The organism is Paenibacillus sp. FSL H3-0329, assembly GCF_037963285.1.
In the GTDB taxonomy this organism is placed as follows: domain Bacteria; phylum Bacillota; class Bacilli; order Paenibacillales; family Paenibacillaceae; genus Paenibacillus_AQ; species Paenibacillus_AQ odorifer.
Window position 1 is genome coordinate 3,466,093 of the sequence record NZ_CP150150.1, and the last position, 23,481, is coordinate 3,489,573.

General features: G+C 42.3%; 15 protein-coding genes. 10 read left to right on the forward strand and 5 right to left on the reverse strand.

Going from position 1 to position 23,481, the window contains the following annotated elements:
* Positions 1–185 precede the first annotated feature (185 nt).
* Together NSQ66_RS15290 and NSQ66_RS15295 are read right to left on the reverse strand one after the other, a co-directional pair.
* Positions 186–1,952 (reverse strand): sensor histidine kinase, encoded by a 1,767-nt coding sequence (locus NSQ66_RS15290; RefSeq protein ID WP_170914192.1) that lies wholly within the window; start codon positions 1,950–1,952, stop codon positions 186–188.
* Positions 1,945–3,228 carry a response regulator gene (locus NSQ66_RS15295; RefSeq protein ID WP_036677246.1) on the reverse strand — a complete coding sequence of 428 codons (1,284 nt, stop codon included), beginning with the start codon at positions 3,226–3,228 and terminating at the stop codon, positions 1,945–1,947. The genes NSQ66_RS15290 and NSQ66_RS15295 overlap by 8 nt, the downstream gene beginning before the upstream one ends.
* Before the next feature lie 270 nt (positions 3,229–3,498).
* Between NSQ66_RS15295 and NSQ66_RS15300 the strand changes: the two genes are divergently transcribed.
* The 4 genes from NSQ66_RS15300 to NSQ66_RS15315 all read left to right on the forward strand — a co-directional run bounded on the left by NSQ66_RS15300 (position 3,499) and on the right by NSQ66_RS15315 (position 14,368).
* Positions 3,499–5,673: an alpha-amylase family protein gene (locus NSQ66_RS15300; protein ID WP_076141235.1), complete on the forward strand. Its 2,175-nt coding sequence runs from the start codon at positions 3,499–3,501 to the stop codon at positions 5,671–5,673.
* 63 nt (positions 5,674–5,736) lie between these two features.
* Positions 5,737–7,902: a GH92 family glycosyl hydrolase gene (locus tag NSQ66_RS15305; RefSeq protein ID WP_076141236.1), complete on the forward strand. Its 2,166-nt coding sequence runs from the start codon at positions 5,737–5,739 to the stop codon at positions 7,900–7,902.
* Positions 7,903–8,319: 417 nt separating this feature from the next.
* Entirely contained in the window at positions 8,320–9,417 is a 1,098-nt protein-coding gene (locus NSQ66_RS15310; protein ID WP_036677240.1) for a peptidyl-prolyl cis-trans isomerase, read from the forward strand.
* 25 nt (positions 9,418–9,442) lie between these two features.
* A complete protein-coding gene (locus NSQ66_RS15315; protein ID WP_076141237.1) occupies positions 9,443–14,368 on the forward strand; it encodes an S-layer homology domain-containing protein in 4,926 nt (1,641 codons plus the stop codon).
* Between the two features lie 855 nt (positions 14,369–15,223).
* Here NSQ66_RS15315 and NSQ66_RS15320 read toward each other — a convergent pair.
* Genes NSQ66_RS15320 through NSQ66_RS15330 form a run of 3 tightly spaced genes read right to left on the reverse strand, consistent with a single transcriptional unit; the run spans position 15,224 to position 17,051 of the window.
* Positions 15,224–15,469, reverse strand: coding sequence for a hypothetical protein (locus NSQ66_RS15320; RefSeq protein WP_036677231.1), 246 nt, complete (start codon positions 15,467–15,469; stop codon positions 15,224–15,226).
* A complete protein-coding gene (locus NSQ66_RS15325) occupies positions 15,466–16,614 on the reverse strand; it encodes a M56 family metallopeptidase (protein WP_036677228.1) in 1,149 nt (382 codons plus the stop codon). The genes NSQ66_RS15320 and NSQ66_RS15325 overlap by 4 nt, the downstream gene beginning before the upstream one ends.
* Positions 16,611–17,051, reverse strand: a complete 441-nt coding sequence (locus NSQ66_RS15330) for a BlaI/MecI/CopY family transcriptional regulator (protein WP_036677226.1) — start codon at positions 17,049–17,051, stop codon at positions 16,611–16,613. The genes NSQ66_RS15325 and NSQ66_RS15330 overlap by 4 nt, the downstream gene beginning before the upstream one ends.
* A gap of 374 nt (positions 17,052–17,425) precedes the next feature.
* On the opposite strand from NSQ66_RS15330, the gene NSQ66_RS15335 reads away from it, so the two are divergent.
* The 6 genes from NSQ66_RS15335 to NSQ66_RS15360 all read left to right on the forward strand — a co-directional run bounded on the left by NSQ66_RS15335 (position 17,426) and on the right by NSQ66_RS15360 (position 23,391).
* On the forward strand, positions 17,426–18,181 hold the full coding sequence (locus NSQ66_RS15335; protein WP_141118474.1) for a hypothetical protein: 756 nt from the start codon (positions 17,426–17,428) through the stop codon (positions 18,179–18,181).
* Between the two features lie 136 nt (positions 18,182–18,317).
* The gene (locus NSQ66_RS15340) at positions 18,318–19,175 is read left to right on the forward strand and encodes a hypothetical protein (protein WP_076141239.1); all 858 of its coding nucleotides are present in this window, start codon (positions 18,318–18,320) and stop codon (positions 19,173–19,175) included.
* Between the two features lie 515 nt (positions 19,176–19,690).
* Positions 19,691–20,032: a helix-turn-helix domain-containing protein gene (locus NSQ66_RS15345; protein WP_036677218.1), complete on the forward strand. Its 342-nt coding sequence runs from the start codon at positions 19,691–19,693 to the stop codon at positions 20,030–20,032.
* Positions 20,033–20,349: 317 nt separating this feature from the next.
* Positions 20,350–20,913 (forward strand): TetR/AcrR family transcriptional regulator, encoded by a 564-nt coding sequence (locus NSQ66_RS15350; protein ID WP_076141240.1) that lies wholly within the window; start codon positions 20,350–20,352, stop codon positions 20,911–20,913.
* Positions 20,914–20,986: 73 nt separating this feature from the next.
* Positions 20,987–22,174: an MFS transporter gene (locus NSQ66_RS15355; RefSeq protein WP_249267689.1), complete on the forward strand. Its 1,188-nt coding sequence runs from the start codon at positions 20,987–20,989 to the stop codon at positions 22,172–22,174.
* 5 nt (positions 22,175–22,179) lie between these two features.
* Positions 22,180–23,391: an FAD-dependent monooxygenase gene (locus tag NSQ66_RS15360; protein ID WP_076105740.1), complete on the forward strand. Its 1,212-nt coding sequence runs from the start codon at positions 22,180–22,182 to the stop codon at positions 23,389–23,391.
* Positions 23,392–23,481 lie beyond the last annotated feature (90 nt).

Here is a 23,481-nt window from a genome sequence, read left to right on the forward strand (position 1 = left end):
AACTTCTGCTCGCTGCAAAAAAGGGTGCTTTAGCTGTATTAAATACAACTAAAGCACCTATAATTCTCGAAAGTATCTTTAATTTTCCACTACTCAATCGTCTTTTTAAGCAAAGTAGAAGTCCCGCCTACCCACTCAAAAAGGATCGATTTCTTTGTTGTGTCCGCATTTATAAACTAAATTCGCTAATTGGGCAGTTCCTTCTTCAAGTTGATCGTAACTGTGGTGCCTTGCCCCGGTGTGCTGGAGATACTTAAACCATATTGAGGACCATATTCCAGTTTAATTCGTTCGTCCACATTTCTTAGTCCATACCCGCTCTGAAACAACACATCTTCCTTGGCTTGGCTAAGCGTCGCACCGTTGGAAAATCCCACCCCGTCATCAGTCACTGTGAAGCGAATCTCATCTGCCACTAATTCGCCTTTAATCCAGATTCGGCCCATCCCGCGTTTCTCGCTGATGCCGTGTTTGATCGCATTCTCTGCAATAGGCTGAAGAATCAGCTTCAGAATGCGAACCTTGCGCAGCGATTCCTCAATCTCGTATTCAATCTCGAACTTATCCGGAAACCTCATTTGCTCAACTGTCACAAAACTCTGCACCAAGCGGATTTCTTCGTCCACGGTCACGAACTTGTCGCCTTTATGCAGGCTGATTCGAAAAAAGGTAGCTAATGAAGAAATCAGTCGTTCTATATCGGGCTGCTTCTTCAGTCGGGCAATCCAGGCAATTGCATCCAGTGTGTTGTAGAGAAAATGGGGATTGATCTGTGATTGAAGTGCGGTCAGCTCAGCTTTCCGTTGCTTTTCTTTCTCCTCATCTTTCTCCAGCATTAATTGGCTGATCCGCTCCACCATCTGATAGTAGCTGTTCTCAAGCTGAAAAATCTCATCAACCTGACCGCGCTGTTCATAAACAGCGGCCAGATCTTTTTTGCCAAACAGGCTCAGCTTCTTCTTCAAGTTCAGCAGTGGACGGGTGATTTTGGCTGCCAGATAGAAGGAAAAAATCAGCAGCACAATAAAGGTAACGCTGGCGAACAGAAGCGCATTTTGATTGCCTTTGGCGATTCCCGAGAGCAGTTTGTGATTGGAAATCACGCTGGTGAATTCCCAGCTGACCCCAAGTGTCTCCAACCGGGGATTCAAAGGATAAGTAGCAATGATGTAGGAATTTCCGTTATCTGACCAGGTACGATAGCCTTCTTTTTTACCTGGGCGAAGAGGGGCGTTTTCCTCCAAAAAATTGCCCAAGAGCCGTTTGTCGGGGTGAGAAATAATCCGATTGTCGGAAGTCAGGAAGGAGTAGCCGATGCCAGTGAAGCTGGAGGAATACAGGTCCGCCAAAGCAGCCTCCCTGACATAAATGATCACGACCCCGATATTTTGCCCTGTATTGAAATTGCGGAACTGCTGGCCGAATGGAATATACGCATTGCCTTCTCCATCCCGTTTGATCTCACCGACAACAGGCATGCTGCTCTCCTGAATGCGTTTGATGAACAGGGCTTCAGGCACCTCCAGCATCTGCTCCTTAGACTGGTAAGAATAAAGCATATTATCGTTGGTGCTGATAATCACGTTACCCACCAGGTCGTTCTGGGCCAGCATACCGTCGATGATAGCTCCGATTCGCGATTCCTTATCAGCTGACGGCAGGGAATCATTATTGATGATTTGGTAGATATCACTGTTCACCAGAAACCGCAGAAACAACATTTGAATGTCATCGACCATGAGCTCCACGCTAAGCCCAATTTGGCGCTGAGTCTGAACGACATGGCGGTACAGATCCTTTTGCAGGTAGGTATAGGAATAAAAATTGAAAATAACGAGCATCAGCACCAGATGCAGAGACAGTCCTGCTAACAGAACAACAACAATCCGGCTTTTGATCTTGAACCGCCTCATCCAGGAATCCATCCGGTTGGCTAGTCTCCGCTTACCCATAGGTTTTTGCATATTCACTCGGCGGGATGCCCGTCATTTTTTTGAAGATCTGGCTAAAGTATTTGGAGTCGGTGAAGCCGACCTGATTGCCAACCTCGTACACCCGATACTTCGGATTGCGCAGCATACGTTTGGCTTCCTCGATACGGTATTCCGTCAGACATTCGTAAAAGGTTTTGTTCAGATCTTTACGGAATAGATGCATCAAATGGGTTGGACTGACGAAGACCGCCGCAGCAACCATCTCAACGGTAATGTTTCCGGCATAGTGCTCCCGGATAAAAGCGAGTGCGTCCCTGATTTCACGCCGGCACCGAGCCCCAGCCTCTTCTTCAGCATACAGCACACGTTCAATGCCAGAAAGGGCACGCTGCGCAGCAAGTACAGCCTGCCGGTATGAATCTACGATCCCGTTCCATTCTCCCGCAGGTTTACCTATGCCGACGCTTAAGGCCTGGCCGAAGTGCTGTTGGCTCCATTCAGATAGTTGTTTGCCCAATTTTCGTGCAGAATCTCCGGCCAGCTCTGGTTCCCCGGTCCGAAGGATCATAACCCACTCCAGATGGCTGTCCCGGAATAGACACAGTTGCTCAAAAGAATGCGCTTCCAGAATAGTCGCCGCTGCATCCTCCAGCGCTTTGCCTACAGTATTTCCTTGAAGGCCGTTATCAGGAGGAAAGGTAATGGACAGCGGTAGGATAGCTTTTCCAGGTTCCAATTGCAGTTCCAGTAATTTTATCTTATTTGAAATAAACTCTTCGTTATGCAGTTGGTCATGCAGCAAATCCTGCCAGAACTGCTTGGAGATCGAGGCCAATTCCTCATTAAGCTGTGAATACCGCTTGGAGAGTTGCTTTTTGCCAAGGATTTCATCCCCGACGCTTCGAACTGTATTTGCAAGTTCTTCTATATTAATGGGCTTTAGCAAATAGGTGGAGGCGCCATAACGCAAAGCAGCCTGCGCATATTGAAATTCGTCATAACCGCTGAGCACGACAATCCCTACGAGCATGTCCTGTTCCCGTATTTTTTCGATGAGCTCAAGACCGTTCATATACGGCATACGAATATCGGTAATGATCACATCTGGACGGTGCACTAGGGCAAGCTCCAATCCTTCCTCGCCATTGCTGGCTTCTCCTATGATCTCGACGTTGTATTCTGCCCAGTCTATGGTCTGGGTGATGCCCATGCGGACCAGATATTCGTCATCCACTACAAGCGCTTTCAACATTGGCTTCACCTCGAAGTAGTTTCTAATATGTCTTACAGCCATTATAAACATGAAACCTCTTAAAGAGGAGGTATAATTTCTGAGGTTGTCAGGATCGCAAACGATTTCGCAGTATATTCCCCGGTGACTCTGCGCAGTGACTGCCACGTAGCGTAAGGATCAAACATTTCAACAGCTTCGCAAACCGTTTCATAGGATTCCATCCTAACTTTTGCAAAATCCACTGTGATAGACTTTAAGCGTAAAAGAGCAGTAAGCGCTTTTATAAACATAGAGAGATCGAAATTGAACGTTGTAGGAGGAGTACACTAGATGCAAGATTCATTTATTCCATTTGGGTTTCAATATTACCGTTCCCCGACCCCCTTCCGTGATCAATGGGAACAAGACCTAAGCAATATTGCCGGACAGGGCTTCAATTGTGTGAAATATTGGGTACAATGGCGCGCGAGTGTGTCCAAAGAAGGGACCTATCATTTCGATGATATTCAGGAGCTAATGGATATTGCGCAGAGGAATGGTTTGAAGGTCATTTTGAATGTAATTTTCGACGTGGCGCCGGCCTGGTTCTATAAAAAATATCCTGATTCCAAAATGGTTACAGCGGACGGTTCCATTCTGGAACCAAGGGCGATTAACTGCCGCCAGATCGGCGGAGCGCCGGGGCCCTGTTATCATCATCCAGCTGCCGCCGAAGAAAAGGCAAAGTTTCTGGCGGAGACGGTGAAGACTTTTAAGGATCATCCGGCGCTCTGGGTCTGGGATTTATGGAATGAGCCTGAACTAACCACAGGAATCAAGCGCAAGTTGTCTTTTGACAACCAGGTGTGTTATTGCGAGCAATCGCTGTGGGTGTTCCAAGAATGGCTGAAAAATAAATATGTTACTTTGGAAGCTCTCAATGAATCATGGCAGCGGACTTACGGGAGCTGGGAGGAAGTAGAGGCACCGCGTGGACAAGGCGTATTTAATGATCTGGTGGACTGGCGCCTGTTCATGTCCGGTACTTTAACGGATGAGCTGCGGAGCCGGGTAGATATAGTGAAGTCACTGGATCTTTTGCATCCTGTTATGGCCCACACTGTGCCCGCCCCTATCTTTAATATGATTACAGCGGGTTCGGACGACTTCAAGCTGGCTGAGCCCTGTGACTTGACAGGCAATAGCCTTGGGTCCTCGGCCTGGTCTGCTGATCTACTGATCTCTGCCGCCAAAGGTAAACCCATTATCAATTCGGAGATTCATGCTTTGCCAGGCAATACTGCAATGAAGCCGCGTCAGCCGGACCTGCGGGAAATGAAACGGCATATTCTGACCCCGCTCGCTCGTGGCATCACGGGATATTTGTTCTGGCAGTACAGACCAGAGATATTGGGACAGGAGGCCCCTGCATGGGGCAGTGTATATTTGGACGGAAGTCCAACCCCATGGTACAAGGATATGGCTCATCTAAATAAGCTGGTGCAAAACAATAAGCAAGAGCTGATGCATGCAAAACGGCGCGGAGACGGGATTGCCATTCTGTTCAGTCCGCAGAACCAGGTTGCTAACTTTGCGGCACATGATCATCTGGACACCTACAACGATTCCTTACAAGGCGCCCATAAACTACTGCATGAGCTCAATTATAAAGTTGAATTTCTGCATGAGACGGATGTTAACGAGAAGACACTGGAGCAATACCACTGCTTGTGGATGCCTTATCCTCTATATTTGAACCGCAAACTGTGTGACATCCTACGCCAGTGGGTGGAAAAGGGCGGGATCTTGATTTCGGAATGCTCGTTCGGTGCACTTCAGGCAGAGAATGGCTGCCACAGCTATACGGTGCCCGGTTATGGATTTGACCAGGTGTTCGGGGTCCGTGAGACTTGGATTCATTCCGCTGAGAACCTGGATCACAGCTATCATCAGGTTGCGTTCGAATCACGGACAGCGATTCCGTTGCGGAATGTTATGGAGCACAGCAAGGCGGAGGAATCGGCAGCAGACGATACGGCGCACGGATCCTATTACAAATCGGATATCGAGCTGGAAAGCCATGTGAAGGTACTGGCTGAATTTGCCGAGGACCGCATGCCTGTGTTGACTACCGCCGCTTATGGCAACGGGCGTGCCGTATGGTTCGGTACCTTGCTTGCGGCTGCCTACTGGCAGGATGGACATCCCGGAACGCTTCAGCTGGTGCGGGATCTATTACAGAAGGAACTAAAGCTGCAGCCGTATGTACAAGCAAGCGGCGGTGTCCGCGCGGATCTCTCCGAGTGGGAAGGTGAGCAGGACCGAGGGGCATTTCTTTATGTTCATAATGAAGGGGATATGGCGGTTAAGGCTGACGTTACGCTGGGTATCATTTATACTTCAGTTGAACCGTGGTTTGATGACGGCAGCGCTGAAATTCAACCAATGAATCTATTGAAACCCACAACTACAAAACTGACTGTGCTTGTGGAAGCTGGAGATGTTCAAGTATTCCGATTATCTTAACCGGTGTCAATAAAGAACGGAGAATATAGAGTCGGTGAAAACTGGCCAAAGGAGTGTATCTATTTGGGTTGGTTAGATTATGTAAATCCATTACAGGGGACGGAGTCAGATTTCCGGTATTCACATGGCAATACACTGCCACTTACAGCGATGCCATTTGGTATGGCGGCTTGGTGCCCGCAAACCTATGAAGCAGGTGGAACCTGGTTCTTCCACCCGCGCCATCGCCACCTAGAGGGCATCCGGCTGACCCATCAGCCCAGCCCGTGGATCGGAGATTATGGGCATCTGACCCTGTTGCCGCAGACAGGTCCACTGCTCCTCAGTCCCGGTTCACGTTCTTCTTCCTTCAAAACGGAAGAGATGCAAGTGTCCCCTCACTATTTCGATGTGTTTCTTCAACGTTACCGCACCCGGCTGGAGCTGACTCCAACCGAACGTTGTGCAGCGATAAGAATAACTTTCGCTGAGAGGCAGCAGAACAGGCTTATTATAGCACCCCTGAAAGGTGAGTCACATATCACCTTCCAGCCGGATAAACGTAGAATTACCGGCTACACAAGAGGCCATACCGCCGGGGTTCCCGATAATTTCGCGATGTATTTCGTGTTCCAGTTCGACAGGGATTTTCACATGGAGGAGTCGGGAATCTTTAACGGAGATTATCAGCCACTGGAGACCCATGAAGGGACTGGCGAACGACTGGGCGCTTACGTAGGAATAGCTGCACCGGAATCTGGCATAGTGGGAGTGAAGTGCGGGACTTCCTTTATTAACGGAGAGCAGGCGCTGCTTAATCTGAACCGAGAGATTGGGGAAGACAGCTTCGGAGAGATCTTGAATAGAGCAGAGGCAAGCTGGGAAGAACGGTTGGGGCGCATTGTTGCTGAAAGCGCAGATGAAGAGAACCTCCGCACCTTTTACAGCTGCATGTACCGAATCTGCCTGTTCCCGAGAACGTGGCATGAATATAACGAGCAGAACGAGAAAATCCATTACAGCCCTTTTAATGGCAGCATCTGCCAGGGTCCAATGTATTCGGATATCGGGCTGTGGGATGTATACCGAACCAGCTTTCCTTTATACAGTATCTTATTCCCATCTTTATTGGGTGAGATAATGCAGGCGTGGACATTGGCATACAAGGAGAGCGGCTGGCTGCCAAAGTGGCTGTCACCAGGGGAGCGCAGTGCCATGCCCGGCACACTGATTGATGCCGCAGCTGTGGATGCCGTGGTTAAAGGCATCGGCGGATTTGATACAGAGGTACTGTATGAAGGTCTTCTGAAGCATGCAGATCGTCCATCAGTGGACGAGAAGCTGGGCAGAAGGGGCCTTGAATTGTACTTGCAGCATGGTTATCTGCCGCATGACCGTTTCCATGAAAGTGTAAGCAACACGTTGGATTATGTATACGGAGATTTCTGTATTGCGCAGATTGCCAAAACACTTGGCAAAATGGATGATTATGAGCGTTTTATGGCTCGGGCACAGAATTATAAGCTGCTGTTTGATCCAACAGTTGGGTTTATGAGAGGTCGCAATGAGGACGGTACTTGGCAGGAAGCATTTGATCCTCTGGAGTGGGGTAATCCGTTTTGTGAAGGCGGGGCTTGGCAGGGGAGCTGGGCTGTGCCCCACGACTTCCCGGGACTAGCCGGGCTGATGGGCGGTGAAGAGGCTTTTGTCCAGCGTCTGGATCAGTTGATGGCTGAGGAACCTGTATTTAAAGTGGGATCCTATGGTTTGGAAATACACGAAATGTCGGAAATGGCCTCCGCCGATCTGGGGCAGTTTGCCATCAGCAATCAGCCGAGCTTCCACATTCCTTATATATTTGCCAGACTCGGTGTGCTGTGCAAAACGCAGTATTGGGTCCGCAAAACCATGACCGAACTGTTCAGCAGCCAGATGGATGGTTTACCCGGCGACGAAGATAACGGCAGCATGGGTGCTTGGTTTATTTGGAGCGCCATCGGCCTGTACCCTTTAAGTCCTGGAATTCCTGAATATGTGCTCGGCAGCCCGCTTTTTGATAAGGTAACTATTCAGCTTGAAAATGGGCAGCAATGGATCATTGAAGCAGAGAACAACAGCCCCGCCAATGTGTACAGTAAATCCGTCCACTGGAACGGATCGCTATGGCAGCACCACTCTCTGTCACATGATGAGATTGCCAAAGGTGGAGTCTTGAATTTCTGTATGTTTTCGGGCACAGATCAGTCTTAAGAACAATGCAAGGCAGTCTGGAAAATTCCGGACTGCCTTTGTTTTTATTAGATGATTTTACAATCAAAAAAAATTGAGGAACACACTGAATCAGTGATGAATGCAAATCGACTTTTCTATAAATCACTCCGATCCCGTAATTGCATGGAAATCATGCTTGATATACAACAAGCTGCTGCTCACTCCCGACAAACGCGCTGAATTCCTGCACATTGTACAACATTCCACGTTCGAATACGTAACTTCTCTATTCTCCGACAGCATTTTTTTATAGGGCGAAAACTGGGCTTTACGGTCAAATCGTGAAATGGCAAACCATTTCGCAGCTTTCCCGCCTGTTATTTCAACGTAAACATGTCTAATATCGAAGAGAATGAAAGCGCTTAACATCGAGGATGAGAGAGGAGGAAATAACTTATGACTCTAAAACTTCATTCCAAAAGAAATCAGCTAATCGTTATTCTGACCGCTCTGTTAGCAGGAAGCCTGCTGCTGATTGGTGCGAAGAATATGCAAGCTCCACAAGCAGAAGAAATGCTTCTGACCCTTAACGGGCAGGAGGCCACAGCAGCGGAGTTCAACTGGCATCTTCAAATGAATCGGGCACTGATTGTTGATTATTTTAAACAAACTTACAACGCCGACTATTCAATAGACTTCTGGTCTGCCTACTATTCCGGCGAAAATCCAATGCAGAAATGGATCAATACAGCTCAAACTCAGCTTTTGACGAAGCGGATGGAGCTACAGCTTGCTCAAGAAGCAGGAGTCGTAACGGATATCAGTTTTGAAGGTTTTCTCAAGGAGATGGAGCGCGAGAATAATCGGCGGAGTCAGGCAGCAGCGAATAAGGAGGTGGTATATGGTCCTCTTCATCTGGAGACGCAGGCCTATTTCAGTTATTACATGAGCAACCTTGAGGATGCCACGATTGAGGCCATGCGCAGTAACGGAAGTATCGTGATTTCAGACGAACAGGTGAAATTGGAATATGAAGCAAATCTAATTGCGAAATATTCTCTGCCGGGAACGATTCGTCTGGAATGGGCAACGCTTCCCTTTGGCCCAGAAACAGAGTACAAAGATCAGCAAAAAGCCTTAGAAAGAATGGAAAAGCTCCATGCAATAGCAACAGCGACAGCAGCAACAGATTCTTCAGGCACAGGCTTCCAAGGCCAGGCAAAGGAGTTTGGCGTAAACGTTGGCGAGGTGAAAATAACAAGTGCTTCACGTCGAACAGCAGCTCTGGAAAATCCAAAGGTATTGCTTACCGCAGAGCAACTGGTGCCGGGAGAGTTTAGCGGTTTGATTACTGAAAATGGGGCTATCCACCTACTTTACTGCCTGTCGGCAGATGATGCAGCTATTCAGCCGTTCGATCATGTGAAGGATGCCATCGCACTGAATTTGGCGCAGCAGAAGTATAGATCCATTGTGGACGAAAAGCTGTCCGAAGCTGTCGTGGAATGGAATTACCCGATGGCTGAAGATCTCGCAAACCATACCATCCAATAAATGTTCAAGGGGGAATAATACAATAATGTTCAAAAAACTCGCAAAATCACTGCTTATAATGGTGCTGATCTTCACAGCGGTGCTTCCTGTAATGGGCGTTTCTGCCCATGCTGAAGAGACGAATGCCGATGATTTCTCAACCCTTCCGGCAGCGGAACACAGGTCCGAGAACTGGCTAATTGACAGTAGTAATCCTCAGTTTTTCGAAGGAGATGCAGCCCGGCTGGTCAGAACCTCCACGGAGACTGGCTATGCCATTTACCCTTTGACTGGAGTTCAGTCGTTTACGCTTCAAGCGTATTATTTCTCTGGTTCCACGGCTGTTATCAAGTTCTACGGATCGCCAGATGCAGATATCTGGACGGAGCTTCCAGCCATCAACGACAGTCCCACGGCAACCGGTTCTGGCTGGTACGGAACAGTATATACACCCTCGGGGGCGCTGCCGGATGGTGTCAATTATCTCAAAATTGAAGTCAGTGGTGACCTCGATACCTGGCTGATGCAGCTTGGGCACCTTACGCTCTCCAATGTGTCGCTTGCACCACAAACGATTGTTGATGAGCTTGACGACATTGCACAGCTTTATGCACACAGTACAAATTGGTCTTTAGATACAAGCAATCCCGCTTTTTTTGGTGGAGATCATTCTCGTGCGGTGAGAACAGCAGACTCAGCAGAATCACTCGTGTACCATTTGCATAATCTGCAACATTTCACAACCCGCATGCATTCCTTTGCCGGGTCTAGCGGGACTATCAAGTTCTATGGTTCGGCGGATGCATCCACTTGGACAGAACTTTCTGCTGTTCATGAACCTCCACAGGCCACTGGTGATGCGGCTTGGACTGGGATGAATTATAGTCCGGCACAAGGGATTCCTTCCGGCATTCATTATTTAAAAATCGAGCTTAGCGGTGATTCCGCACCCTGGCTGATGCAACTAGGATCGGTCACCTTATCCAACCGCTTGCCTGGAGATGGAGGGAGCAGCGGTGGAGACGGAGAATATTATGTGGATTCATTTGCAGGCAGCGACAACAACGATGGAAAAACACCGGAGACTGCCTGGAAGACCTTCTCTGTAGTGAATCAGACTACCTTTGAAGCTGGGGATCGTATTTTGTTAAAGAAGGGTGGAATCTGGAACGAACAATTATATCCTAAGGGCAGCGGCACAGATGAAGAACCGATTACAATATCTGCCTATGGGAATGGAAGCAAACCGATTATCAACGGTGGAGGCATGGCCGGAGCAGCTGTATACCTACGTAACGCCTCGAACTGGGTGATTCGGGATCTTGAGGTCACTAATTATGCTTCCGAGAGGGGAACTGTTTACCGGGAAGGTATTATGGTGGAGAATGCTAATGGAGGAACATTAAGTAATATCCGCATTCAGGATAACTATGTCCATGATGTATCAAGCAGTTTCCGTTATCCGACGGTTTCCGGAGCCGAAGGTGGCCCGCATGCGTTTGGAGGTATCTCCGTATATGTGGGCGGAACGACGGGCACGGACAAGTTCGATGGGGTATGGATCGAGGGCAATACAGTGGAACGGATAGGCCGGACCGGTATTGTGGTATGGGATCAGCGTTTTAACGGAGCAGACTATGCTACGGTCAATGTTACGATCCGTGGAAATTATGTCAAACAAGCCGACAGCGACGGTATTCTCACCTTCGGTGCGGATGGAGCGGTGATTGAGCATAACATAGCGGAGGAAGGCGGAAATTATTCCGAAGAAGGCGAGTTTAACGGCTCTGCCGCAATTTGGCCGACTCGCGGCAAGAATAATATCGTCCAGTTCAATGAGTCTTTTAACACGAACAAACCAGAGGGAGATGGTCAGGGCTTCAATCTGGATATCGATACGATGGACAGTGTGGTTCAATATAATTACAGCCATGGCAACAAAGGCGGATTCATGCTTTTTGTCGATGCCCGTTTGACTCCGGGAGTGCTGACAGGCTCCTCTAACAATGTAGTCAGATACAACATCAGCCAGAATGATCTAACGCATACGTTTAATTTTGCAGGCGGGGTTACGCCAGATACACAAATCTATAACAATACTATCTATATCGGAGCTGGGCAAAACACCAAAATTATCGATCATGAATGGGATGACGCAGGAAATATTAACGCTCCATATTCTTTTAGAAACAATCTGGTCTACAACCTTGGTCAAGGAGGTTATAATCTGCCAGGGGTGAACGGTAGCTTCGATCATAATCTATTATATGGCAACCATCCAGTAAGCGAGCCGGAAAATACCAATCCTATCACAGCAAATCCACTCTTAGTTGCTCAGGGCACCGGCGGAATTGGCTGGAATACAGTGGACGGTTACAAGCTGAGGGAGGGGTCTCCTGCTCTTGGGGCCGGTACCATCATTGCAGACAACGGGGGACGGGACTACTGGGGCAATCCCGTTTCAGCAGCAACTCCACCGAATATTGGAGCTTATAATGGACCCGGACTTGATCCTGCTACGCTTCCAGAAGCCCCTGTAGATGATCTGCGACTATATTTTCAAGGTTTAAAAATTGCTCCTCATATTACAGATGGTAATAACGGCGGCATGTCGCTGCAACTTCAATTTACGAACAGTTCCAGTGTGGATCCTCTGAGAATTAAAAAGATTTCCTGGACCCTAGGGGAAGAGACTGGTCAGATCAGCGGTAGTGAATCGCAATTGTCTGAAATTGCCCCAAATAGTGGATTTACTTATTCAATTCCACTGCCGGGATTCTCTGAAGGGGTTAAATATCCTCTTGAGTTGACAGTTGACCTTGAAGGTTATGAGACAGTTCACCTCAAGCAAAACATAGATATTAACCGGATGCAGCATCAGTCCGATACACGAAGTCCCGCTCTGATTGATCTTGCGGACGGAACCCCTTTGCTCAACGGATATAAGGGTGCGGATGATCTTAGTGGAACAGCGCAGCTACGCTGGGATGAAGAACACATTTATTTGACCGCCGATATCCGCGATGATGTATTCAGCCATAATGCTGCCGGGATTAATATTTGGCAAAATGACAGTATTCAGTTCAGTCTTGCTCCCGGTGTCCCGGGCGATAGTCAATCCTGGTATGAATACGGAATCTCGCAAACACCAGAGGGGCCGCAAATATATCGCTGGCTGTCCATGAAAGGTGCAGCTACCGGAGTGTTGACTAAGGGAACTTTAAGTGTGGCCAGAGATGAGGCGACCAAGGTTACATCATATGCTCTGGCACTACCTTGGAGCGAAATAAGCCCGATCCGTCCAGCGGCGAGCGATATCTTAAGCTTCTCCATGCTGGTTAACGATAATGATGGCGCGGGTCGAAAAGGATATATTGAATGGGGATCAGGCATTGGCGCTGCGAAGGACGCCTCACTTTTCCGCACCTTCCAGTTTATGAACGTAGAAGGTGAAGAAGAGACACCGCTGAGTGATAATGCCGATTTGAGCGTTTTGAGAATGGACGGTACAGACATCCCTGAGTTTGACCGTAAGAAACTGAACTATAAAATAAATGTGCCCTTTTCCAAGACAGCGGTGGCTGTAACTGGGACACCTTCAGATGCAGAAGCCAAATTGACGGTAACAGGTGGAAGTGAGCTTAAGGTAGGAGATAACAGAATCGATGTTAAAGTTACCGCTGCGAACGGCATAACAACTAAGACCTACACTTTGAATGTAGTGCGGAGTGAAGAAGGTGGGGGAACAGATACGACCGGCAATTCGTCCGGCAGCAATAATAGTGGCAACACAAATGAAAGTAGTGGAGGAAAAATAGTTAATCCAGTGAATATAATTTCAGCGGGCCGTATTCGCATTCAGGGTTCACCCGGTGCTGAAGGAATGAAAATTGCACAGCTTCCCACAGGAGAACTCCAAAAAGCGATGAAGGGAGTGCAAGATGGAGCTTTAGTACTTGAGCTTGCTGAAGAGGATGCGACTGCCAGCGGTGTGGCTTTTCAAGTGCCCATTCCCGAACTAAAAGATAATGTTACTTCCCTAACTGTAAAAGCAGGTGCTGCCACAATAACACTTCCAATTAACACTTTAGGTGAGAATATTCCAGAGGGTGCCCGGCAGTTGGAGCTATCTATCCATTTTGTTGATGCGTCAACCCTTCCAGTTGCCTTAAAAGAGAAATGGAAAACGCATGCTTTGTTCCGGATCTCAATGACGGTAGACGGCAAGTCCAAAGAAACATTAAGCCCTTCTGCGGCAATGAAGGTATCATTTGGATATAAATTAACCCCTGACGAGGTCGCACATAAAGCCATCGTCTACTCTGTTACCGGAGAGGGAGTGGCCAAAGTGGTCAAAAACTCCAAATACGTATCAGGTACTGGAAAAATTACGTTTACATCAAGTGATTTTGGACTCTATGCTGCAGCTAATGCAAATATCCACTTCTCTGATGTTGATTCAGGCTCCACAGTCATCTTGGAAGCTTTGGCTTCCCGTGATCTTATTCATGGCACAGGCGGGGGCAAATTCGAGCCTGCCCGGCAAATTACAAGAGCGGAATTTGTTCAGCTGTTAGTATCAGCGCTAGAACTTCAAGCCGAGAGTAGCAGTACTTTCAAAGATGTGAGTTCAAATGCTTGGTATTACCAAGCTGTCTCAACAGCTCAGGCGCTAAAGCTTGTTAACGGACGTAGCGAAGGCGTATTTGCCGCAAAAGAACCTATCTCCCGCCAAGAAATGGCTGTTATTCTGTTTCGCGCTCTGAGCTTAACTGCTCTCCAGTCGGATATCTCCGGCAAGGCAGCAACTTTTGCCGATGAGAATCAAATCGGTTCTTACGCGATGGATGCGGTTGAGTACATGCGGGAGACAGGAATTGTCAACGGTTATACCGACGGTACCTTCAGACCACTGAGCCTGACCACACGTGCAGAAGCCGCTGCTTTAATTTACAGAGTAATGGAATTGTAAGCACCAGAGAAGAGCTGGAGCCAAGTTCACTTGGCTCCAGCTCTTTTTGCTTACAAAGTGTTTATTAATAGGTGGCGAAAGATCTAATAATTAAAAATGTTGTTTCCTTTCACATGTATCCATTAACAGCTACAATTATTAATAAATATCTTTTGAAGTAAGGAGTGGTAAACATGGAAGAATAGCATTTATCACACTAATCACAGGACGCTATTCAGCCACTTATTTCTGTTATTAAGGATCGTTGGGTTGGACGAACCAGCCCTTTGGTCGAGTCTTTGGATGGAGGCAGTGTTACTAGTGAATTTATTGTGATGCTGAGGTTGCTTCTTACTTGGATGCTACAGTCATAGAGTACGATAACTTCTTCGAAGCGAATATCACTAATGATGAATGTGACTCCTATACAACGGAGCAAAAATATAATCTGGTAATAAATGGAAGATTGTGAACTGAGACACTATAATATAATTAATGATTAGTGGTAAAACACAGAATAAAACCATTTTCGTTTTTCGTCTGTGAATGGTATTAAAGCGTATCTATTACAAAATTCCCTTCAAAGGTAATTATTCTGAAGGGAATTGTAGCTCGCTAACTGAACTATCCGATGTTGTTGACCTTACAATTCTAGTGGATAAATTACCCGAGCCGCGCAGCTAGTGTAGCCACACTTTTCTGTGAAATTGCTAGGTATTGTTTATCCATGATCTTAATTTATATTGAAAAAGCGAGACCGTACTCTCTATATTGAAGTACGGTCTCGCTTTAATTTTTGACTTTGGTAGCTCGTGCATCTTAAGGTTTTTTTAGCTCATTTATCATTTTTCAGAAAATTATATTCGTGCAGATAATCTAATTCCGCTTAATTTCTTTTTTACTAATGATCTTCCCCGTAGTTCTATTAAATACGATTTCATACCATTTACCGTCAATAAGTACTATCTTATTTTCCAGTACGTCTGCAAATATTTTAAAGTCACTTTGTTCGAGTGGTGTTGTATATGAACTAGCTTCTATATGTACACTCAAAAAATTACTAAAAAAAGCAATGATTATAATACTTCCAATGATCCTCTTGAAAATCTTCTGGTTCTTCATTTAATATCGTCCTCTTTCATTTTTATGATAGGTAACTTATCGTAAAACGGATTAATCTCTTGTATGGTAGTGAAATAACCTAATTTATTGAGATAAATATCAAAAGTACCATCCTTGTTTTTTATTATGTAAGCTGTATCAGGCGTTATATCAATAGCTGTGCTAGCGTAATTATCTGGAAAAGAATATCGTGGTTGTACAACAAAAAATAATGTAGACACAAAGCATGATAAGGCTAATATACTCGTGGTTGAAAACCTTAACCATGATTCTTTAGGTTTATTGTTTGATAACAGTAGCTCAAAGCGGTTCATGAAAGTAGATCTGTTTTTATCAATAAGGTCCATAGTAAAGGGCATATATTTAGATTTTATAGAGTTTTTATAGGTATTCACAAGAAATTCGAGGTAATTAAGCCGTTTATATTCCTCCCAATTTTTTGTTATGGTAAGATCATTTTTTATTTCCAAAATTCTATCCACTTGGTTACGCAATTGATATACAAAAGGATTCCACCAATAAAAAGCACATAACAGTTCAATGATAGTTTTAATCCAATTATCTTTATTAAAATAGTGATGCAATTCATGCCGAATAATAAAATATTCCTCTTGATCAGTAAAATTATGTACTGGAAAAACAATTGTGGGTCTAAAAAAACCATACATCATGGGAACTGAAGTCAATGAGGTTTCAATTAACTTTAAATTTTTAGGTATTTTAATTTCCTTCTGGAGGACACTTAAAAGTTCAGAGTTTATATTTTTCTTGATAGAACACGTCATTATTAATTTACACAAATTAGAGTACCTTTGAAAAATCCGACTAATACTTATGAGTGTTCCCGATAACCAAATAACACCCAAAAAAAGATATAAGTTAATCTTTATTTGATCGCTGAATGAATAAATAGAAAAATTAAAAAAATCATTTATTATGGGTAGGAATTTTGGTAATTCGATAGTATGAGCAAAAGGTATTTCTATTGGAACAAGTAATCTGATTGTAATAAGTAACAGCAATAGGGATAAAACCGGAACACCAACTTTACTAATAGTAGATGATTTTTTAGTTATAAGGCAATATAAGCAAATAAACAAACTACTTACTAATAGAGTAGTTTGTATACTCCAAATGGTTATCATCTATCGACCTCCCCATTTTTTTGCGTCAGTTTCGTTTGTTCAAGCTCTGTTTTTTTCGCTTTTATTAACTTTTCTAATCTATCAATCGTGTGTATATCAATATTTTCATCCTCGAACTTAAATAATGTTGAGATTAATTCTGTAATACCAGTTTGAGCATCATCCGTTGAGTAATATTGAGCAAATTGCATAACTGCATAATCATTTGTAGTGATAATAGGTCTGTACTTTCTTGCAGTTGTTTTAAAAACCTTTGTATAAGCTGCAACTTCAATTGCATTTTTAGTAAGTAACGATTGTAAGGCGTTTTGTATGCTGTATATACTAAATTTCTCCTCGATTTTCTCAAAAATATTTGTCGCGGTAAGAGGGTGGGGTTCCTTCCATAAAATATGCATGATTTCTAATTCCCGATTAGTCAATTTTGTATAGGACATAAAGGTTCCCCCAGTATAATATAGTATCTTAAAATTATAGATCGATTTTCACGTTATATCAACCGTTGATTTTTACTTTATATTAATAATTAAGAGAATAATGGTATCTATTAAATTATCGTTGACAAAATAATGATTTAAATGGTAATTTATCCATACACATTAAATGTTAAGCGTTAATGTTAAAAGTACATACATGTCTTTATTTTTATTCATATGAAGGTGGGTGGTCATATTGATTTATTAATAAGTACAATTGTTGTTACTTTTTTCTTGTGATATTTTTTGAAACTAAATTGTTGATGATGTAAATAACTATTATTTGGATAACACATTTTAACGAAAAATTCCATAAATTCGAAAGGGTGACTTTGATGCGATATGAAAAAAACTGTACTAAGATAGGTGGTTTAAAAAAAAGGGGTGGAGCTGTAAGAACACAAAAAACTAGGAAATTTTTTACAATGCTGCTTGCATGCTCTTTTTGTTTTGGTCTAAGCACAACCGCTTTTGCAGCATCAGAATATCAGGATACAATTACTGTAAATGAAGCCGGCGCAACTGAAACTTATATCGGTGACTATGCATCCGAGAGTATCTTTAAATCCGAACAGGATACAATTACTTTAAATGAACCAGGTGCAATTGAAACATATATCGGTGACTATTCAACCAAGCGCAGCTTTACACCAGAACTGGAAACAATTACGCCGAATGAACCCGATGCAACAAATTATTTGGCAAGAGCGACATACACACTTTCTAATGTAAGTAAGCCTATAAGTTATAATTTATTTAAGCCAGTCTCAGATTACGTTGCTTATCCTGGTACTGTTTCAGTTTCGAAAGGAGTAACCACAACTGTCACTGCTTCAGTTACGGGTGGTGGTGGAGTGGACGTAGCGTTTTTAAAAACCAATATTTCAGGAACGATCGGTTCAAGTGCTGCATTCACAACGACACAGACTATTTCGTACCCAACTACTAAAGGATACAAAGGTAGGATTATTTTAAGATATTACCAAGAACAGTATACTTATGATGTTACTAAGTTAGGTGTTAAATATGCAGGCAGCGCTTTTACTGAAGCACATGACCAATATTACGCATTACAGCAGGTTGCTCTATAGATTTGATATTAAAGATGAGTTATAACAGCAGAAATAGGTTTGAGAGTTTAAGAGTTTAGTTAATGTAAAAAAGGAGTGGATACATACTATTCACTCCTTTTTTATATCTGTATAACTGGAAGGGAATTGACACTATTTGAAAAAAATAATGTTTTTGATTGAAGTAGCTCTTCTATTAATAGTATTTGGGTGTGAATCTAATAGCATTAGTAATATACTAAATAAGCTAGAATTCAACCAAGCAGTTGGGATATATACGATCAATATAAAACATTCAGAAAATAATGGTTCGTCATTGCTGCTATTTGGATCAACATCAAATTTAAAAAAAGATACTTTTGAAAAATTAAATAAATCGGATATAACAATAACTTTATCCAATGAAAAAAAGGATGAAATTGAATTTAGCCCAGACGATATAGAATGGGAATTGACTGACCAGAATTTTTTAGTAGAAGGATTTTCTATAAGGTTAAATTCTGATAGGATATTAGGTTTAGAAAAATTGGGTTTTGATAAAATCAAAATAAAACTAGGAAGTAAAACCTTTAAAAAAAATATTAGTCCAGTATATTTACAATTTTATTCTGGTGAGGAAAATGGAATTTCCGTAATGGAATCTCCGATATCCCCTAAAAATGTAACAGCACTAAATAAAGAGTATTCATACTCGTATAAGATATTAGATTCAAATCATATTATTACTAGTGATATAAAAGCAGAATTAATTTATCCGAAAGAAGTAAAGAGTTTTATTGAAATTGTTACTGTAGAAGTTAATCCAGATATATATGCAGAGGAAGAAATTAAGGAAGAATTCAGAAATAAAGTTGATAAAAAAATTTTAAAAGAACTGAAAGTTTATGAAATTAAATGTAATTATATTATTAAGAAAAAGGAGAATATAGTTTTTCAACCAGAAATAAAACTTCTTTATAATAATAAAGAACAAAGTTTAGCACCATTTACACCAATAAGTTTTTTTAATTTTTAGAAAAATATATTATTAATATAAAAATAGGAGATAAGTAATTATTTCATGAAGATGATTTGTAATAGTTGCTTATACTAAAAGTATTAAATGCTAATATAGAATCTAAAAGAAAAGAAACAATGAATAGTAATATGCACATTTTTCGTTTAATCCAGAGTGTTTTACGATGGAAGTATGATAAGCGGCACTTCTCTCCAGATGCAACTTTGTAACGATCGCGTTCCCTTTGCTTGACTTTTATCACAATCTTCATGGGTCTAATGATTTGCTGAACGTTTTAGTTATTTCACTTTAAAATGAGAGCAGCTGAAAATATGTGGTGTGTCGAATAAAATTGAGGAGTAATATGTAACTAAGTACAACACTCATCTTTTCCTGATGTATTACAATAAGAATTAGAAATGGTGCTTTATTGAAAAAACGAACAAGTTTCTATTAAAGGTAGCAAACTAAATAAAATTAAGAAGTTTATTAGCTGCAAAAATTACAAGAACTAAATAAGCGGGGGAATATCTATGAAAAATCTTAGTAACGTTATTAGTTCAATAATTTTAGGAATTGCAATCATTACTGGTTGTTTTATTATCAAAGGCAGTCAGTCATCTATAAGTCCAACAATTAACAATGAATATTCAAATAAACCATTAATGACACTTAAAGAAACTGCTAAATATTTAAACATCACTGAATCTCAAGTGCGCAAGATTATTACTACAGAAGAAACAATGTTGAAAACACAAGGTGCATATACCGGTGTGTTGTTTCCCATTATTAAAATCGGAGATGAAATTTTTGTTAGTACATCCGTTTTAAATGATTGGATAAAAGAATCTATCCAACAAAGGAAAGAATTTTAAAGGATATTGCACCGATAACAGATGTAGCTCAAGTTTTAGCCATCATCAGTGGAATGATGTATCTGGACTAGTCATCAAATCCTAAATTGCAAATATCCACAAAAACTAACGCTTCGGACCATTCCGAAGCGTTAGTTTTTGTATGCACAAGTTATGTTTAGTCATCTAACGCATGCCTAAATCCAGAAAATAATAATTCTCAAATTAGCTATTTTAAATTTGATGAAAATGATATAAGATAATGTAACAGTGGAACGATACGTATCGTTCTATAATTACATACTTTTAATAAATAACATCTAGGAGGTGAAATGAATATGAAAGGGAAAAACAAAGAACCTCGAAGTAAAAAGGAGATTCTTACTGCAACCATTGAAATGTTAGAATCCAACAGTTATTCATCATTAACGATTGAGGCGATTGCAGCACAAGCTGGAGTAGGTAAAACAACCATCTATAGATGGTGGGAAAATAAAGCACGTCTTGTATTGGACGCTTTTCTAATGACCGTAGAATCAGAGTTTGAATTTGATAGCAATAAATCCATTGAGGTTAACTTTAAACAACAGCTTGAAGCTTTAGCTCGTATCCTCAATAGCAAAATCGGGAAATCCACTTTAACTATAGTTACAGAGAGCGAAGAAATCGCGAAAGATTTTTACGTATTGTTTTTAATGACTAAAAGAAATGAAGCCAAACAATTACTCCAAGCAGACATAGATAAGGGAGAATTGAAGTCAACAATTAACCTGGATATAACTTTAGATCTGCTTTATGGTCCCATTTACTTTCAAATTCTCATCTATAAAAAAATTCCGGATGCGGATTACATAAACGATTTGTTGATCCATGTCTTGGAAGGCATCACTGTTGCAAATTAATAGTAAACCGGGGGATATTCACTTTATGAATCAGACGATAGACGTTCAGAATTACAATAAGAACTATTCATTAATGACGATTATTTTATTTTGGTGTGGTTTAGTTATTCTAACTAGCATGTATATTACAATTCCATTATCCGAAGTGTTTTCGCATGCCTTCCAGATTAGCCCGAGTGAGGCGGCTTGGATTGGGAGTTCATTTTCTCTTTGTTATGCGCTGGGCTGTCTTTTGTATGGACCTTTCTCAGACAGGTATGGACGTAAAGTATTTTTAGTAGCCAGCATTATTGGGTTAACCGTAGTTACGCTTGCGCTAGGATTTGTGGATAGTTTTTACGGGCTTATTATGCTCAGAGGAGTGCAAGGCCTAGTGGCTGCTGCATTTGCACCTATTGCGCTAGTGTATGCAGGGGAAATGTTTCCGCCTCATAAAAGATTAACAGCCGTTGGATTTATAAGCTCAGGACTGTTAATGGCAGGCATAGTAGGCCAGGTTTTTAGTGGGATTGTTAACGAAGCTCTTGGCTGGCGTGCTATTTTCTTTATTTTGGGGATTGTGTATGGTATTACTTCAGTGATTGTAATAAGGTTCCTTCCTAAAGATGAAATGCTAAGACCGAAAGAAAATGTTCTGCGGAAGTTTAAACAAATGACAATTCTGCTAAAACAATCACAATTGCTTTTGGCTTTTGCGATAACCTTTATGCTTCTATTAACTTTAGTTGGCATGTACACTGTTTTGGGAAGTTATTTAAGCTCAGCTAAGTTTGGACTTTCCTCACAGGATATCCTTTATATTCGTGCATTTGGAATCGCGGGGATGCTTTTAGCACCCTTTTCCGGAAGAATTGCTCAAAAACTTGGAATGGCCGCTGTTCTAAGGGGAGGCTTAGCTTTAGCTGCAATTGGGTTGCTTGCTCTAGGTTTTAGCACGAACCTGCCACTTCTTGTCCTAATGAGCGTTGTATTTGTGGCTGGTATCGCGCTGGTAACTCCCGTTATCATCTCAATTGTCAGTCAATTAGGGGGAAATGCAAGAGGGTCTGCTATTTCATTCAATGCATTTATTCTATTCCTAGGCGCTAGCACAGGCCCGATATTAGCTTTGAAATTATTAAAAACAGAAAATTATTCGTTATCCTTTACTATATTAGGTTCTATTCTTTTATTAGGTTTTTTAATCTCTCTTTTTCTTAGATTATCGGCTAGGGAACCCGCAGTAAAAAATGAACGGGCTGCTTCTTTACCCACAGAGTGATAGGAATGATTAAAGAAACGGAGATTTGCATTGTTGGTGGTGGACCTTCTGGCCTCTTTCTAGGGCTGCTGTTAGCCAAAAACGGAATTAGAGTTACCGTACTGGAAAGTCAAACAAGCTTTAATCGCAAGTTTAGAGGAGAAGTTCTCCAGCCTCGATTTGTAAGGCTCATGAAAGAGCTGAACCTGGAACAGTGTCTTGAAAAGTATGAGCATATAAAATTATTTAATTCCGAAATATGGAATAATAAGAAATATATCACTCAAATTGATTATGAAAAAGAAATGCCGGAGGCACCTTACGCAATTAAAATAAAACAATCCGTCCTGTTAACTTTTCTTTACGATCTAGCAAAGGATTATACTAATTTTGAGCTCATTTTTAACGCTAAGGTCACTTCAACTATTAAAAGTACAAATCGAACAGTCGGGGTAAACGCCTTAGTAGATGGACAAATGACTGAGATCCATGCTTCTTTAGTAGTCGGAGCGGATGGACGGATGTCCACGGTTAGGAAGACAAGCGATTTTTCTTTTAAGTATAAAAAAGAAGATTTTGATTTAATCTGGTGCAAAATATCGACTAATGAGTTCAAGCTAAATCAAAAACTCCTTTTCAGATTGTCTGATTTTAGTAACTTCATAGGGCTTCCTTATTCCTCTGATTGTGTGCAAATAGGTTTTACAATGAAGAAAGACCAATGGAATACCATAAAAAGAAAAGGCATCGAACCATTAAAGCTTGAATTCATAAAGGCCTTTCCTGAGCTTGAAGAAGACATTGAAAAAATCAGTGATTTCAAATCGTTCGTTTCTATCCAATCAGAGACTTTTATGGTGGACAATTGGCATGATAAGGGTTGTATTCTAATCGGTGATGCTGCACATTGTTCTTCTCCACTCGGAGCTATCGGATTGTCCTTGGCTTTTGAAACAGCGCTGGTCACAGCTGAACTTATTGTTACATCAAAATTAGAGCCAAATCATGAATACAAGCGTTTAGATCGTTTGCAGTCCATTCGTAATCGGGAAATTCGTTTAGTGCATTTTGCTCAACAGTTGATAATCAGCATGATCGTTAAATCCCCTAAAGGGATTAAAAACTTCTCGCTAGCGTGCATGAAACTGATGGGAAATAGCAGGATCGCTAGATATTTAATGCGGAGATTCTTTTTGGGGAGTCCTAAAATAACGGTTGATAATGCCTTTAAATTTTAACGAAGCCTCATTCCTAAGTAGAGTTCATTGGGAATGAGGTTATTTTAATTTGTTGAAACGCAAAGAATTTGTATAGAAAACGCTTTCTAT